This window comes from Cellulosimicrobium sp. MI9406 (assembly GCF_040595865.1).
Lineage (GTDB): Bacteria > Actinomycetota > Actinomycetes > Actinomycetales > Cellulomonadaceae > Cellulosimicrobium > Cellulosimicrobium funkei.
In genome coordinates this window covers 65,760-80,787 of the sequence record NZ_JALIZI010000011.1, presented here as the reverse complement: position 1 = coordinate 80,787, position 15,028 = coordinate 65,760, and the positions used below count along the sequence as shown (strand labels likewise).

Genomic DNA, 15,028 nt, shown 5'->3' with positions numbered 1-15,028 from the left:
GTGTGGCCCGACCGCGACCGGCTGCCTACCGTGGGGGCATGGCCTCGTGGGAGGACGTCGGACGGGTCGTGACGGTGCTGCCGGACACGGCGCTCAAGGACGCACGACGGTGGACGGTGCACGGCAAGCTCTTCGTGTGGGAGCGCCCCCTGCGCCCGCGCGACCTCGCCGAGCTGGGCGCCGCAGCCCCGGCGGAGCCGCCCGTCGCGCTGCGCGTCGCGGACGAGGGCGAGAAGGCCGCGCTGATCCAGGACGACCCCGGCACGTTCCTCACGACGAGCCACTTCGACGGGTACCCGATCGTCCTCGCGCGGCTCGACCGGGTCCCTGTGCCAGAGCTCGAGGAGCTCGTGCAGGACGCGTGGCTCGCCCGCGCCCCGCACCGCCTCGCGCAGGAGTACCTGCGGCGCACGGAGTGACGCCTGCGCACGTCGGGAGAGGCGTCACCAGGAGAAGACGGCCACCGCGTAGTTCGCCCACGTCGGCTCCAGCGCCACCGTGACGTCCTCCGGGTCGTGGACGGCGTACACGAGGTCCCACTCGCCGCTCGACCCCCGCGCCACGAGGTCGGGACGCTCGAGCAGGACGTCCGGCGCGTAGTCGTACACCCGCCGGGCCACGAGGCCGCCCGACACCGGCTGCACGTCGATGCTCCCGGGGTCGACGGCGCGGCCCGTGCCGTTCGTCAGGCGCACCCGGACGCGCACGGAGTCCGGCGGGTCGCCGTCCCGCACCGCCGCGTGCTCGCTCGGCGTGTACGCCTGCGGGGCCGAGAGGGAGACGACGAGGCCGTCGGCGTACCGGACGGAGTCGCCGAACCAGACGCGGTCGGACACGGCCGTGATCTCCGGGCCGTCGTCGGACCCGCCGCCGAGCGGGTAGCCGCGCAGCGAGCTGCCGACGCCGTAGCCGGGACCGGACGCGGGCACGAGGTCGACGGCCACCCAGGTCGTGACGACGGCCGTCCCCGCGAGGAGCGCGACGAGCGCGCGCGTCGCGCCCGGCACGCCGCGCGTGCCCCGGCGCCAGGCGACGGCGCCGACCGTGAGCACGACGGCTCCGGCGACCGGGTAGAGCCAGCCCACGTGCGCCCAGCCCATGCGGGCCGTCATGGCCTCGGTGAGGAGGACGGCCCCGACGAGCAGGACGCCGAGGCACGCCGTCACGAGGACGCCCGTCCCCGGCCGCCGGGCCCGCGCGGGCTGCGCCGTCGGTGCGGGCTCGGGGTCGCCGGAGGCCGGGGGTTCCCCGCCGTCCGCGGGCGGCGAGGTCTCCGCAGGGTCCGGCGCCGACGACGCGGGCTCGCGCTCCCCCGCCGCGCCGGGCGCCGTGCCCCAGGCAGGTGCGGGCGCCGCGCCGTCAGGCGGGGTTCTGTCGTTCGTGCTCACCGGTCCGTCCCTCGGTGCTCAGCGCCGGTCAGTACGCGCTCACGCGCGTGACCTCGAAGGTCGCGGTCCTCATCGCCTCCAGGTTCTCGGAGTCGATGAAGTCGAAGGTCTCGACCGTCGTCGACTCGCCCGGCGCGAGCTCGTCGGTGTAGGCGAAGTCGGACTCGACGACCGTGCCGTCGGCCGCGACGGCGTCGATGTCGAGGTCGAACGTCAGCGGCTCGTCGGAGGTGTTGGTCAGCCTGACCGGCAGCGCGGACTCCACCCAGCCGAACTCGTCGGCGGTGCCCTCGAACGTGCCGATCTCGACCTCGAGGTCGTTCGCGAGGATCTCGTCCGTCGACTCGCCGAGCGCACGGTCGGAGTCCTCCTGGATCTCCGCCAGCGACTGCTCGTACTGCGACGAGGCCTCGTTCGCCGCGATGACGAAGAGCACCCACACGAGGATCGTCACGAGCACGGACACGACACCGAGCACGATCGCCGCGATGGAGAAGCCCTTGCCCGACCGGCCCCGCTTCGCCTGCGACAGCCCGACGAAGCCGAGCACCACGCCCGCGATGCCCATGACTGCGGCGAAGATGTTGACGAACGGGATCCAGCTGCCCAGGAAGCCGAGGATCGCGAGCACGAAGCCGACGATCGCCATCGTCGGGGTCGACGACGCGGGCGCGGTGTACGGGGCGTAGCCGTTCCCGAACGGGCTCCCGTAGGGCTGCTGCGCGGCGCCGTAGGGCTGCTGGGCGGGGTCGCCGTAGGGCTGGCCGTACGGCTGCTGCGCCCCCGCGGCGGGGTACGGCTGCGCGTGTCCCGGCGCAGGGTCACCAGCGGGCTGACCGTAGCCCGGCTGTCCGTACGCCGTCTGCGGGTCCGCGCCGTAGGGCGCGTAGCCCGGGTCGCCGTAGGGCGCCTGCTCCGGCGTGCCGCCGTACCCGTGCGCGCCGGACGCGGCGTCGGGCGAGCCGTACGGCTGGGCCTGCGGCTCCCCCTGCGGCACCCACGCGTCCTGCCCCTGTCCGTGCTCCTGCCGCGCCGGGTCCGAGTCCTGGGGCCGGTAGGGGTCGAACTGGTAGGGGTCCTGCGGTGCCGTGGGCGGCTGCGACATGGTGCTCCTCTGCGGCCTCGCCGCGAGATCGGTCGTTCGGATCGGGGTGGACGGCCGACGCGCGGCCGGCCGGCCTGACGCGCCGGGTCTTCACAGCACGTTCACCACCATTCTTCCCGGTCGTGCCCACATCGGGAAAACCGCACGGCGGGTGAAAGTCCGCCGCGACGGCACGCCCGCGGGCTCTCGTACCCTGGATACGTGCCTGTGACCGCCCCCGCGACCCCCCGGACGACGCCCCTCGTCGGGCCCGTCGTGCTGCCTGCCGCGGAGTGGGCGGAGCGCGAGCGCGCCCACGCCGAGCGCGCGGACGCGCTCACGGCCGGGTGGCGGCACCGCAAGCCGCTCGGGCAGACGCACGCGATCGAGGACTTCCTCTTCACCTACTACCCCACGCGCCCGGCCCAGCTCCGCCGCTGGCACCCGGGACCGGGCGTCGTGCTGGCTCCCCCGCCCACGGCCGCGAGCGGTGCGGCACCGGGCGGCGACGACGCTCCCGGCCCGTCCACCGACCGCGCCGGCTGGCGCTGGTACCGCCGCACGACCGACGGCCTGACGCTCGACACCGACGCGTTCCTCGCCGACCGTGGCGACACCGTGCGGTACCTGCGCGGTCTGCTCACGGCGACGGCGTCTCGCCCGGGGCGGTTCGGCTGCTTCGGGCTCCACGAGTGGGCCATGGTCTACCGCGACAAGGCGGCCGGGCGCGACCACCGCCACCCGCTCCCCCTGCGGCTCGGGCACGACGGGACGGACCGGGTCGTGGAGGACCACCCCGTGCAGTGCTCCCACTTCGACGCGTTCCGCTTCTTCACTCCCGAGGCCGGGCCGCTCAACCGCCTGCGGCCCACGCGCGAGACGCAGCCCGCCCTGGAGCAGCCCGGGTGCCTGCACGCGACGATGGACCTCTACAAGTGGGCGCTCAAGCTCACGCCGGCCGTCCCCGGCGACGTCGTCCTCGACGCGTTCGAGCTAGCGCGCGACGTCCGCGTCGTCGACATGCAGGCGTCGCCCTACGACGTGTCGTCGTACGGGCTGGAGCCCGTCGCGATCGAGACGCCCGAGGGCAAGGCCGAGTACGTGCGGCACCAGCGCGCCTTCGCCGCCCGCGGGGCGGCGCTGCGCGAGCGGCTCGTCGCCGTGTGCGACGCGCTGCTCCCGCCGGACGGCGACGCGGCCGCCCGCCCTCCCCGCTGACGCACCGACGACCGGTGCACCGGGTGGCCGATGTCGCGCCAGGAATGCCCGTGACCGGCGGACGGACCGCGTGCGAGGATCGCCCGCGTGAGCCGCGCCGAGACCATCGCCGAGATCCCGACCGGACCCGTGGCCGTCCCCGCCGTCGTCCGCGCGCTCGCGGGGGACGACGTCGTCACCCCGGTCTGGCGCAACACCGTCGGCGGGCTGACGTTCCGCCTCGACCCCCGCGGCGGCGAGGCCGGGCGACCGGTCCGGTACGCGAAGTGGGTCCCGGCGGGCGTCCCGGAGATCGACCTGGCCGCGGAGGCCGAGCGGCTCGCGTGGGTCGGCGACCGGACCCCGGTGCCGCGCGTGCTCGACCAGGGCGCGGACGACGACGGCTCGTGGCTCGTGACGCGGGCCGTCGCGGGGCGGTCGGGGGTCGAGGCGCGCTGGGCGGGCGACCCGGCCGTCGCGGCGACCGCGATCGGCCGCGGGCTGCGCGCGCTGCACGAGGCGCTCCCGGTCGCGTCGTGCCCCTTCACGTGGTCCGTCGCGCAGCGCGTGGCGCAGGCCGACGACCGCCTCGCGCGCGGGCACGGGCCCGACGAGTGGTTCCCCGAGCACCGTGGTCTGGCCGTCGCCGAGGCGCGCGCCCGGCTCGACGACGCTCCCCCGGTCGACCGCCTCGTCGTGTGCCACGGGGACGCGTGCGTGCCGAACACGCTCCTGCACGACGACGGCACGTTCGCCGCGCACGTCGACCTCGGATCGCTCGGGGTCGCGGACCGCTGGGCTGACCTCGCCGTCGCGGCGTGGAGCACGGAGTGGAACTACGGCCCCGGGTACGACGGCCACGTCTACGCGGGCTACGGCGTCGAGCCCGACCCGGAGCGCATCGCGTACTACCGGCTGCTCTGGGACCTGTCGTGACGGCGGGGTGCGGCGCACCGCCGTGCGCCGTCAGCGACGCGGCTGGTGGGCGGCGACGCCCTGCTCGGCGAGCTCGGCGGTCTCCGCGATCCGGCGTGCCCGGGTGTCGGGCCGCTTCGCCTCGACGATCCAGCCGAGGATCGAGCGCCGGACGCCGGGCGTGAAGGCGTCGAAGCGGGCCCGCGCGTCGGGCCGCTCGCCGAGCGCCGTGGCGAGGTCGTCGGGGACGACGAGCGCCTCCGCGTCGTCGTGCCGGGTCCAGGACCCGTCCGCCCGGGCCGCCTCCACGACGGCGCGCCCCGCGTCCGTCAGGCGTCCGTCCGCCTCGACGCGCGCGACCCGCTCCTTGCTGAGGCGCGTCCACCGGGAACCGGGACGGCGGCGCGTGAACCACAGCGCGTGCCGGTCCTGGTCGACGGTCGCGGCCTGCCCGTCGATCCAGCCGTAGGACAGCGCCTCCTCGATCCACGGCTCATACCCGAACGTCGGCCGGCCGCTCTCGCGGCGCCACGTGACGAGCCAGACCCCGGGCTCGGCGTCGTCGTGGTGCGCCGCGAGCCACGCCCGCCACTCGGCGGGGGTCTGCGCGTGGAACGCGGGCCGGCCCTGGTACTCCTCGGTCACGGTGGCGCCTCCGTCGTCGGTCGGGGCACCAGCGTGCCCGGTCCGCCGCGGAGGCGCCAGGGTGCCGGCCCGGGAGGCGCCCCGTCGGCGCCTCCCGGGTCGGTCGTGCGTCCTGCGGTCAGGAGCAGGACGGGACGGTGACGACCTGCTCGACGGTCTGCGTCCCGTCCGCCCCCGTCGCCGTGACGGTGACGTCCAGGTCGCCCGTCGCGGACCGCGCGGCGAACGACTGGTACGCGCTCGCCCCCGGCGCGACGCCGGTGAACGACCTCGTGCCGAGCGACGACGCGAGCTCGACGTCGACGGCCGCGTCGGAGACGTTCACCGCGCGGACCGCGACGTAGGGCTTGCCGGCGAGGCAGCGCGGGCTGACCTCGACCTCGACGAGCACGACGTCGGCCGGTTCCTCCAGGGCGTCGACGGCGCCCTGGAGCGCGAGCCGCGCGTCGCGCAGCGCCGCGTCGGACGCCGCGGCGTCGTCGAGCGTCCCGGTCGCCGCGGCGAGAGCCGTGCGGAAGGCCTGCCAGGACTCGGGGCTGTACCCCTCGTCGGTCAGGGCCTCGGCGCTCGCCACGAGGTTCTCGAGCCGACGGCGCTCGGCGGGCACGAGCTGGTCGGTCGCCAGGCCGAGGCGCCGGGCCCGCTCGTCGGCCTGCGCCTGGGTGGCGCCGGCGTCGGCGAGGAGCGACCGCGCGGCCGCGAGCTCGCGCGAGAAGACGCCCGCGTCGATCCGGCCGTACCGCTCGATCTCCGCCTCGAACGCCTCGGCGTCCTCGACGGACGCGGCGAGCGCCGCGGTGTCCGTGGAGGGAGCCTCGACGTCGTACGCGTCGGTGAAGAACCGCATGCTGTCGAGGTTCGCGACGTACGGGTGGTCGGCGTACGCCTCGGTGGACAGGCGCACCCACACCTGGTGCTTGCCGCGCACCGTGCTCGGCAGGTCGACGACGGCGGTCCCGTCCGTCGTCCAGCTCGACCCCGTGTTCGCCAGCGGGACGGTGACGAACGGCTCGCCCGGGTTCGTCGGGTCGAACGCGTCGAGGTACACCGACAGCGCGGAGTTCCGCCCGGACCGGTTCGAGTTGTGCACGTAGTGGACCGAGAGCTGGTCGAGCGCGGCGGAGCCGAGGTCGATCTCGCCGTAGGCGAGCCAGTCGCCGTCCGCGGTGCCGCCGACGTTCGTCACCGGACCGCTCGTCCACGTCGAGCTCTCGTTCTTCAGCCCGCGGCCGGAGTTCGACGTCCACGCCTCGGACTCGACGACGACCGACGTCGGGCCGCCCGGCGCGAACGTCAGGCTGTCGAGGTTCGCGACGTACGGGTGGTCGGCGTACGGCTCGGTCGACAGGCGCACGAACACCTCGTGCGTCCCCTGCACCGTCTCGGGCAGGACGACGGTCGCGGTCCCGTCCGCGGTCCAGCTCGACCCGGTCGTCGGCAGCGGCACGGTGACGAACGGCTCCCCCGGGTTCGCCGGGTCGAACGCGTCGAGGTACACCGACAGGGCCGAGTTCTTCCCGGAGCGGTTCGCGTTGTGCACGTAGTGGACCGACAGCTCGCCGAGCGGGAGCTCACCGAGGTCGACCTCGCCGTAGGCGATCCAGTCGCCGTCCGCGGTGCCGCCGACGTTCGTCACCGGACCGCTCGTCCACGTCGAGGACTCCTTCTTGAGCCCGCGACCGGAGCTCGCGGTCCAGTCCTCGGCCTCGATCGTCACCGTCGGGGACTCGCCCGGCTGACCTGGGGCAGCCGGGTCCTCGGCGCTGAACCGGAACCAGTCGAAGTTGCCGACCCAGCTCCGCCCGGACGGCGCGAGCAGCTCGAACGTGACGACCTGCGCGTCGACGAGCGCCTGCACGTCGCCGAGCTCCGCCGTGACCTCGGTGTACTTGCCCCAGCCGCTCGTGCCCTTCAGGTCGACGGTCGCGACCACAGGGCCGCTCACGTCGCCCGCGTGCACGCGCACGGTGCTCGGCGTGTCCGTCGGGGCGAAGCTCGTGTCGTACCGGACCGTGAGGAAGCGCGGCGGGGTGTCCCCGGCGGCGGTCTCGAAGGTCATGTCGCGGTACTGCACCCACGACCCGGAGCGCACGCCGCCGAGGTTGCCGGACGAGCTGTTCGCCTCGTTCTTCAGCTCCCCGCCCGACCACGCCTCGGACTGCTCGCCCTCGAGCGTGCGGTACCCGCCGCCCGTGAGGTCGAGCGCGTCGGCCGCCGCACCGAGCCGGTCGGCCGCGAACCGCAGCGCGATGCTCGTCGCGGCCTCGTCACCGAGGGCCTCCTGCGCCTTCGTCAGCGCGGTGGAGAACCGGTCGAACGTCACCGAGGAGTAGTTTCCGTGCCGCACGAGCACGGCGTCGTCGACGAGCGCGGCGAGCGCGTCGCGCTCGGCGGACGCCACGGACAGCCGCAGGGGCGAGCGCACCGAGACGCCCTGTCCCTGGAGCGACGCCGCGGCGACGCCGTCGGCGAGCGCGGCGTCGCGCAGGTGCACGAAGAAGCGCGCGTCCGCGGACACGGTCCCCGTCAGGGAGACGGTCAGCGCGGTCGGTGACGCGACCGTCACCGCCGCCGTGACGCCGTCGGGCAGCCCGACGACGGTCGCCGCCCCGCTCGTGACGAGGTCCGTACCGGCGGGCGCGGCGAGGCGGGCGCCGTCGAGCGTGAGCGTCACGGTCGCGTCGAGCGCGCCGCCGTCGCCGGTCTGCACGGTGGTCGGTTCGGCGCTGACGCGCGGTCCCTCGGCCGGCTTTTCGGTCGCGGTGCTCATCGAGAACGCGGGCGCGGTGTCCGTGCCCCAGTCGCTCGGCTGCTCGCCCATGCGGAACGCGAGGTCGGCTCCGCCGACCACGGTCGCGTAGTCGACCCACGTGTTGCCGAACGTCGCGCCGTCGAGCGTCGCGGACTGGACGTAGAACGCGTCCTCCGAGACGCCGTCGGCCGTGACCGTGAAGGCGCTGCCGTCGTCGTACGTGATGGTCGTCGCGTCGAAGAACGGCGACCCGACCTGGAACTGGGACGAGCCCGCGGTCACCGGGAACAGGCCGACGGCCGCGGCGACGAACATCGTCGACATCGTGCCCGCGTCGTTGTCCATCGTGGGGAGCATCCCGCGTGGGTCGAGCCGGTAGACCTTCGTCTTCACGGGCGGCGTGAACTCGCCGCCTCCGCTCGGCACGGCGCTCGAGGAGCCCGTCGCGATGTACCGGTTCCAGGTCTCCTTCGTGTAGATCGCGCGCGTCCACTTCTGCGTGAGGCTCGGCTCGCCCGTGTAGTTGAACAGGTACGGCGCCTGGAGGTCGATCTCGTTCGCGTTCGAGTGGAGCATGGCCGTGCCGTCGTCCGGCGCGTGCTCACCGAACATGTGTCGCATGGCGAGGCTCGCCGCCTCGGGGCCGCCCATCGCCTCGACGAGCGCGTCCATGTCGTACGCGTCGTACCAGTGGTACTGCCAGAGCGTGCCCTGGTAGAGGCTCGCGGCCTCGAACTTCGCGTAGTCGGCGCTCTGCCACGAGCCGTCGGCCGCACGCGGGGTGAGGAGGCCGACCGGGGTGCCGTCGGCCGCGGTCCACGCGCCCGGCTTCGTGAGCCTGTCGATCGGCCACGACGCCTGTTCGCGCAGCGTCTCGGCCTCGTCGGTCAGCCCGAGCTCGTCCGCGATCACGGAGAGGCCGTACTGGTCGTAGCCCCGTTGCACCGACGCGCCGGGGTTGCCCGCCACGTAGCCGCGCCGGAGCTCGTCCGCGCTGTACTGCCCGACGAGCCGCTGCAGCGCCGGGTACGCCTCGTCGAGGCGGTCGAACCCGTCGAAGCCCTTGGCGATCGCGTCCGCGACCACGACCGACGACCGCTCCCAGCGCACCGTCGGGACGGAGTGCACGAACCCGCCGAGCCCGCCGCCGGTCCCCGTCGCCTCGGCGTCCGCGAACAGGTAGATCAGCGACTGCACCATGTCCCGGTACAGCGCCGGGTCGATGTACGCGATGACGGAGAACTTGCGGAAGTCGTCCCACGTGGCCCACGAGTCGTAGTACGTGAAGCCCTGCGCGGCGTGCACCGCGCCGTCGACGCCGCGGTACGTGCCCGAGGTGCTCGTCGCGTTCATCGGCATGGCGAACATGCGGTAGAGGTGCGTGTAGAAGAGCTGCTGGAGCTCTCCCGTCGGATCCGTCGCGGTCGAGGCGTCGATCGCGACCCGCCCGAGCGTCGCGTTCCACTCCGCGCGCGTGCGGTCACGGATCGCGTCGAACGACAGGTCGCCGAGCTCGACCTGCTGGTCGATCCGCGCCTGCTCGACGCTCACCGGCGACAGGGTGACCTGGAGCCCGATCTCCCCGGCGTCGGCCGGGTCGAACGTGAGGATCGCGCCGGTGTCGACGCCGTCCTGGGCCGTCGCGTCGACGAGCCGGTCGTCGTCGCCCCAGGTCTGCACCGTCGCGGGCTGGAGCGTGCGCGCGGTGTAGTACAGCGTGTAGGCCGCGTTGTAGAAGTAGCCCGTGACCTGTCCGGACAGCTCCACGGTGCCGTCCGTGCGCGTCTCGACCTGCACCGAGGACGACCGGCGGCTCGTGTTGTTCGTCTCGAGGTCCACGACGAGGCTCGGCGTCGAGCCCGCGGGGAACGCGTAGCGGTGCACGCCCGAGCGCGTGGTCGCCGCGACCTCGGCCTCGATCGTGCCCGGCGCGCCGGTGATCGCGCCGTCCTTGCCCGCGACGTTGCCGAGCCCGACGGAGTAGAAACCGGGACCCGCCTGCTCGTCGTCGTGCGAGAACGGGTGCGCGTACGTGCCCGTGCCGGGGCGCGCCGTGTACGACCCGGACGTCGGGACCACGAGGAGGTCGCCGCCGCCGCCGGAGCCCCCGACCCCGTCGAGGTTGGTGTGCGTGAAGCCCGAGATCTTCGACTGCGCGTAGTCGTACCCGGTGTTGTTCCGGCCCGGGGTCGTGCGCGGGTTGACCTTCGCGAGGCCGTTCGGCGCCTGCGCGGCCGGCATGTCGTTGCCGTAGTCGCCCTCGGTGCCGACGAAGACGTCGACCAGGGACGCGTAGTCGGCCGACGGCGGCTCGGGGGCGGCGCTCGCGGCGGTCGCGGGCGCGAGGCCGACGACGGCGAGCGCCACGGCGAGCGCACCCGCGACCAGCCGCGGGGCTGGTCGGCGCGGGCGGTCCGGGGTCGTGGTGCCGGGGGTCAGGGGTCTCGGGTGCAGGGTTCGGGGGGTCGGCAGGCTGGGGGCCATGGTGTCCTCGGGCAGGGGCCGGCGGCGGGGGCGCCGCGGTGGCCGGGTTCGGTCGGGGGTGAGGTGGCGCGGGCGGGCGGGGGCGGCCCCGCGCCACCCTGTCAGGGGCACGTGACGAGCAGGTGATCTGCGGGTGGCCGCACGGGGTGCTCCCTCCGTCCCACGGCGGCGTGGGCTCGGTGGTCGTCGGTGACGCGGAGGCTGGACGCACGTCCAGTGCACGTCCGGGCCTACCCTCGCACACGTTGACAGCGCTATCAACCCCCTTCTCGGTCCCCCGGGCCCCCCGCAGCGCCGGTCCGGCGACCGGCCTCCGCGACACCTGACAGACTCGTCCCGTGACCACCACGACCGGCCGCACCCCGGCTCTCCTCGCGCACGTGCCCGCCCCGACGGGCAAGGCCCCCGACCCGGACGCGCTCTACGAGGGGTTCACCACGTGGGCGACGGAGCAGGGTCTCGAGCTCTACCCCCACCAGAGCGAGGCGCTCATCGAGCTGGTCACCGGCTCGCACGTCATCCTCTCGACGCCCACCGGGTCGGGGAAGTCGCTCGTCGCGATGGGCGCCCAGTTCGCGGCGCTCGCCGCGCACCGCTCGGGCCGCGGCGGCCGCACCTACTACACCGCGCCGCTCAAGGCGCTCGTCAGCGAGAAGTTCTTCGCGCTCGTCGCGGCGTTCGGCTCCAAGAACGTGGGCATGACGACGGGCGACTCCGCCGTGAACCCCGACGCGCCGATCATCTGCTGCACGGCCGAGATCCTCGCGAACATCGCGCTGCGCCGCGGCGGCGAGAACGCCGGCGCGGACGACGAGGACGCGATCTCCCAGGTCGTCATGGACGAGTTCCACTTCTACGCCGACCCGCAGCGCGGCTGGGCGTGGCAGGTGCCGCTGCTCGAGCTGCCGAACACCCAGTTCCTGCTCATGTCCGCGACGCTCGGCGACACGACCCGGTTCGTCGAGGAGCTCGAGGAGCGCACCGGCCGGCCCGTCGCCGAGGTGACCACCGCGCAGCGACCGGTCCCCCTGCACTTCAGCTACGTCGTCGAGCCGCTCACCGAGGTCATCGAGGAGCTCGTCAGCACGCGCCGCGCGCCCGTGTACGTCGTGCACTTCACCCAGAAGGACGCGGTCGAGCGCGCGCAGTCGCTGCTGTCGATGAACGTCGCGACGAAGTCCGAGAAGGAGGCGATCGCCGCCGAGCTCGGCGACTTCCGCTTCGGCACCGGGTTCGGCAAGACGCTCAGCAAGTTCCTGCGGCACGGCGTCGGCGTGCACCACGCGGGCATGCTGCCCAAGTACCGGCGCGTCGTCGAGCGCCTCACGCAGGCGGGCCTGCTCAAGGTCGTGTGCGGCACGGACACGCTCGGCGTCGGCATCAACGTGCCGATCCGCACCGTGCTGCTCACGAGCCTCGTGAAGTTCGACGGCGAGCGCATGCGCCACCTCACGGCGCGCGAGTTCCACCAGATCGCGGGGCGCGCGGGCCGCGCCGGGTACGACACCGTGGGCGAGGTGCTCGTCATGGCGCCCGAGCACGTCATCGAGAACCGCAAGATGCTCGCCAAGGCGGGCGACGACCCGAAGAAGCTCAAGAAGATCGTGCGCAAGAAGGCGCCGCAGGGCTCGGTCAACTGGACCGACGCGACGTTCGAGCGCCTGCGCGACGCCGAGCCCGAGCCGCTGACGAGCCACTTCACCGTCACGCACGCCATGGTGCTCAACGTCCTCGCGCGCACCGCGCAGCACGGTCGCGGCGGCCAGGCCGACGCGAGCGACCCGCGCCGCGACCCGGTCGAGGCCATGCGCCACCTGCTCCTCGCGAACCACGACACCGAGTCGCAGCGCCGCGAGCACGTGCGCCAGACGTTCCGCATCTACCGCTCGCTGCGCGTGGCGGGCATCGTCGAGCGCGTGCGCGTCCCCGACCCGTCGCGCCCCGCGGGCTACCGCCCGAGCGTGCGCCTGGTCGGCGACCTGCCGCGCGAGTTCGCGCTCAACCAGCCGCTGTCGCCGTTCGCGCTCGCGGCCCTGGACCTGCTCGACGTCGAGGGCGCGACCCACGCGCTCGACGTCGTCTCCGTCATCGAGGCGACGCTCGACGACCCGCGCCAGGTCCTCTACGCCCAGCAGAACGCCGCCAAGGGCGAGGCCGTCGCCGCGATGAAGGCCGAGGGGTACGAGTACGAGGAGCGCATGGCGCTGCTCGAGGAGATCACGTGGCCCAAGCCGCTCGAGGAGCTGCTCGCGCCCGCGTTCGCGATGTACAAGCGGTCCAACCCGTGGGTCGCGGACGCCGAGCTCTCCCCCAAGTCCGTGGTCCGCGACATGGTCGAGCGCGCCATGACGTTCGCGGAGTTCGTGTCCGTCTACGGGCTCGAGCGCACGGAGGGCGTGGTGCTGCGCTACCTCGCGGACGCCTACCGCGCGCTGCGCCAGGTCGTCCCCGAGGAGCACCGCACCGAGGAGGTGCAGGAGATCGTCGAGTGGCTCGGCGAGCTGGTGCGCGGCGTCGACTCGTCGCTCCTCGACGAGTGGGAGCGCCTGGCGCACCCGGTCGACGACGACGCGGACACCGAGGTGGGCGACGGCCCGCTCTCCGGGGCGGGGGCCGAGGCGCCGACACGTCCCGTCACGGGCAACCCGCGCGCGTTCCGCCGCCTCGTGCGCAACGCGCTGTTCAAGCGCGTGGAGCTCGCCGCGCGTGAGGACTACCGCGCGCTCGGCGCGCTCGACGGCGGCGCGGGCTGGGACGCGGACGCGTGGGGCGACGCGCTCGACCCGCTCTTCGAGGACCAGGGGGACGACGCGATCGGTATCGGGCCCGGGGCCCGCTCCGCGGCGCTGTTCCGCGTCGTCGAGGCGGGCGCCGAGCTGCCCGCAGGCCACGAGGGCCCGACGGCGGAGCACGCCCCCGGCGGCGTGGTGCCCGCGGGCACGTGGCTCGTGCGGCAGGTGCTCGACGACCCGGCGGGCGACCACGACTGGGCCGTCACGGCGAGCGTCGACCTCGCGGCGAGCGACGAGGCGGGCGAGCCCGTGGTGACGGTGCTCGCCGTCGGGCCGCTGTAGGCCGGGTGCGCACGGGCGTCCGGGCGTCCGGGCCCGGCCCTCACTCGACCGGCAGGAGCCCGCGCCGCGCGAAGACCTCCTTCGCGACCGCGGTCGCGTTGAGCGCGCGCGGGAAGCCGCAGTACACCGCCGACTGGAGGAGCGCCTCGACGATCTCCCGGGGCGCCAGCCCGACGTCGAGCGCGGTCCCCACGTGGATGTCGAGCTGCGCCTCGCACCCGCCGAGCGCGGCGAGCATCCCGAGCGTGACGAGCTGGCGGTCCCGCGGTTCCAGGTGCGGGCGCGCGTACATCTCGCCGTACGCCCACGCCGAGATCTGGTGCTCGAGCTCGGGCGAGACGTCCGCGAGCGCCTCGGCGATGGCGGCGGGCGCCGCCTCGTTGACCGCGCCGAACACCGCCCGCCCGTGCTCGTAGCGCTCCGCGCGCGTCGTCGGCCGGTCGTCCGTGGAGTTCCCCTGCGTCACGCGGAGCAGGGTAGAGGACGCGCGGCGGTCGCGGTCGACGGTCTCGCTCCACCGGTCGCGCTCCGGCGGCGGCACCCTACGGTGAGACCATGAGCGACACGCCCCGTACCGGTCGGCACCCCGGCGAGCCCCACCACCCGGAGAGCACGGGCTCGCGGCTCAACCGGCTCCGGGCGGGGGTGCTCGGCGCGAACGACGGCATCGTCTCGACGGCGGGCGTCGTCGTGGGCGTCGCGGCGACGAGCACGTCGATCCCCGTCATCGCGACGGCGGGCGGCGCGGCGCTGCTCGCGGGCGCGCTGTCCATGGCGGCGGGCGAGTACGTCTCGGTGAGCACGCAGCGCGACACCGAGAAGGCGCTCCTCGCGACCGAGCGCCGCGAGCTCGCGGAGATGCCGGACGCGGAGCTCGACGAACTCGCCGGCATCTACGAGGCGAAGGGCCTGACGCCCGACCTCGCACGCCAGGTCGCCGTCCAGCTCACCGAGCGCGACCCGCTCGCCGCGCACGCCGACGCCGAGCTGCACATCGACCCCGACGAGCTCACGAGCCCGTGGGAGGCCGCGGTCGCCTCGATCGTGTCGTTCACCGTCGGCGGGCTGCTGCCGCTCGCGGCGATCCTCCTCGCCCCGGCGACCATCCGCATCCCGCTCACCTTCGTCGCCGTCGTGCTCGCGCTCGTCCTCACCGGCTGGGGGTCGGCACGCCTCGGCAACGCGCCGACGCGCCGCGCGACGGTCCGGACCGTCGTCGGCGGCGCGGTCGCGATGGGCGTGACGTACGCGATCGGCTCGTTGCTCGACGTGAACGTCTGACCGGAGTGCCCGGGCCGGGACGGTCGGGGGGAATCCCGGCGCCCGCGCGGCGCCTTGGGTAGGGTGTGGCCCATGTCGAGCCCTGAGGCATCCACTCCGGGGGCTCACGGTCACACCGTCAGCCCCCAGGACCGCTGAGCCTCTCAGCGCTGCCTTCGCCCCCCGCTGCGTGCGGGTGCCGTGCCGGACGCTGCCCTCCGGGCGCTGA

The 15,028-nt window shown here is 74.4% G+C and carries 10 protein-coding genes; 5 read left to right on the top strand and 5 right to left on the bottom strand.

Translation table 11 applies throughout. The features are described 5' to 3' along the window. Positions 1-38 precede the first annotated feature (38 nt). Positions 39-419, top strand: coding sequence for an MmcQ/YjbR family DNA-binding protein (locus MT994_RS18475; protein ID WP_354807447.1), 381 nt, complete (start codon positions 39-41; stop codon positions 417-419). A gap of 24 nt (positions 420-443) precedes the next feature. Here MT994_RS18475 and MT994_RS18470 read toward each other — a convergent pair whose 3' ends face one another. Together MT994_RS18470 and MT994_RS18465 are read right to left on the bottom strand one after the other, a co-directional pair. Then, positions 444-1,388, bottom strand: a complete 945-nt coding sequence (locus MT994_RS18470; protein WP_354807446.1) for a hypothetical protein — start codon at positions 1,386-1,388, stop codon at positions 444-446. 28 nt (positions 1,389-1,416) lie between these two features. Beyond that, positions 1,417-2,493 carry a DUF4190 domain-containing protein gene (locus tag MT994_RS18465; protein ID WP_354807445.1) on the bottom strand — a complete coding sequence of 359 codons (1,077 nt, stop codon included), beginning with the start codon at positions 2,491-2,493 and terminating at the stop codon, positions 1,417-1,419. Between the two features lie 258 nt (positions 2,494-2,751). On the opposite strand from MT994_RS18465, the gene MT994_RS18460 reads away from it, so the two are divergent. Both MT994_RS18460 and MT994_RS18455 read left to right on the top strand, forming a co-directional pair. Continuing rightward, positions 2,752-3,690: a 3-methyladenine DNA glycosylase gene (locus MT994_RS18460; RefSeq protein WP_354807515.1), complete on the top strand. Its 939-nt coding sequence runs from the start codon at positions 2,752-2,754 to the stop codon at positions 3,688-3,690. 87 nt (positions 3,691-3,777) lie between these two features. Continuing rightward, positions 3,778-4,605 (top strand): aminoglycoside 3'-phosphotransferase, encoded by an 828-nt coding sequence (locus tag MT994_RS18455; protein ID WP_354807444.1) that lies wholly within the window; start codon positions 3,778-3,780, stop codon positions 4,603-4,605. 30 nt (positions 4,606-4,635) lie between these two features. Here MT994_RS18455 and MT994_RS18450 read toward each other — a convergent pair whose 3' ends face one another. Together MT994_RS18450 and MT994_RS18445 are read right to left on the bottom strand one after the other, a co-directional pair. Further along, positions 4,636-5,229, bottom strand: coding sequence for a YdeI/OmpD-associated family protein (locus MT994_RS18450; RefSeq protein WP_354807443.1), 594 nt, complete (start codon positions 5,227-5,229; stop codon positions 4,636-4,638). A 118-nt stretch (positions 5,230-5,347) separates the two neighbouring features. Beyond that, the gene (locus tag MT994_RS18445) at positions 5,348-10,465 is read right to left on the bottom strand and encodes a glycoside hydrolase domain-containing protein (protein ID WP_354807442.1); all 5,118 of its coding nucleotides are present in this window, start codon (positions 10,463-10,465) and stop codon (positions 5,348-5,350) included. 338 nt (positions 10,466-10,803) lie between these two features. Here MT994_RS18445 and MT994_RS18440 point away from each other — a divergent pair, with 338 nt between their 5' ends. Next, positions 10,804-13,539 carry a DUF3516 domain-containing protein gene (locus MT994_RS18440; RefSeq protein WP_340697978.1) on the top strand — a complete coding sequence of 912 codons (2,736 nt, stop codon included), beginning with the start codon at positions 10,804-10,806 and terminating at the stop codon, positions 13,537-13,539. A 40-nt stretch (positions 13,540-13,579) separates the two neighbouring features. Here MT994_RS18440 and MT994_RS18435 read toward each other — a convergent pair whose 3' ends face one another. Further along, positions 13,580-14,005 (bottom strand): carboxymuconolactone decarboxylase family protein, encoded by a 426-nt coding sequence (locus MT994_RS18435; protein WP_354807440.1) that lies wholly within the window; start codon positions 14,003-14,005, stop codon positions 13,580-13,582. A gap of 89 nt (positions 14,006-14,094) precedes the next feature. Between MT994_RS18435 and MT994_RS18430 the strand changes: the two genes are divergently transcribed. Then, the gene (locus MT994_RS18430; RefSeq protein WP_031316729.1) at positions 14,095-14,820 is read left to right on the top strand and encodes a VIT family protein; all 726 of its coding nucleotides are present in this window, start codon (positions 14,095-14,097) and stop codon (positions 14,818-14,820) included. Positions 14,821-15,028: the final 208 nt, after the last annotated feature.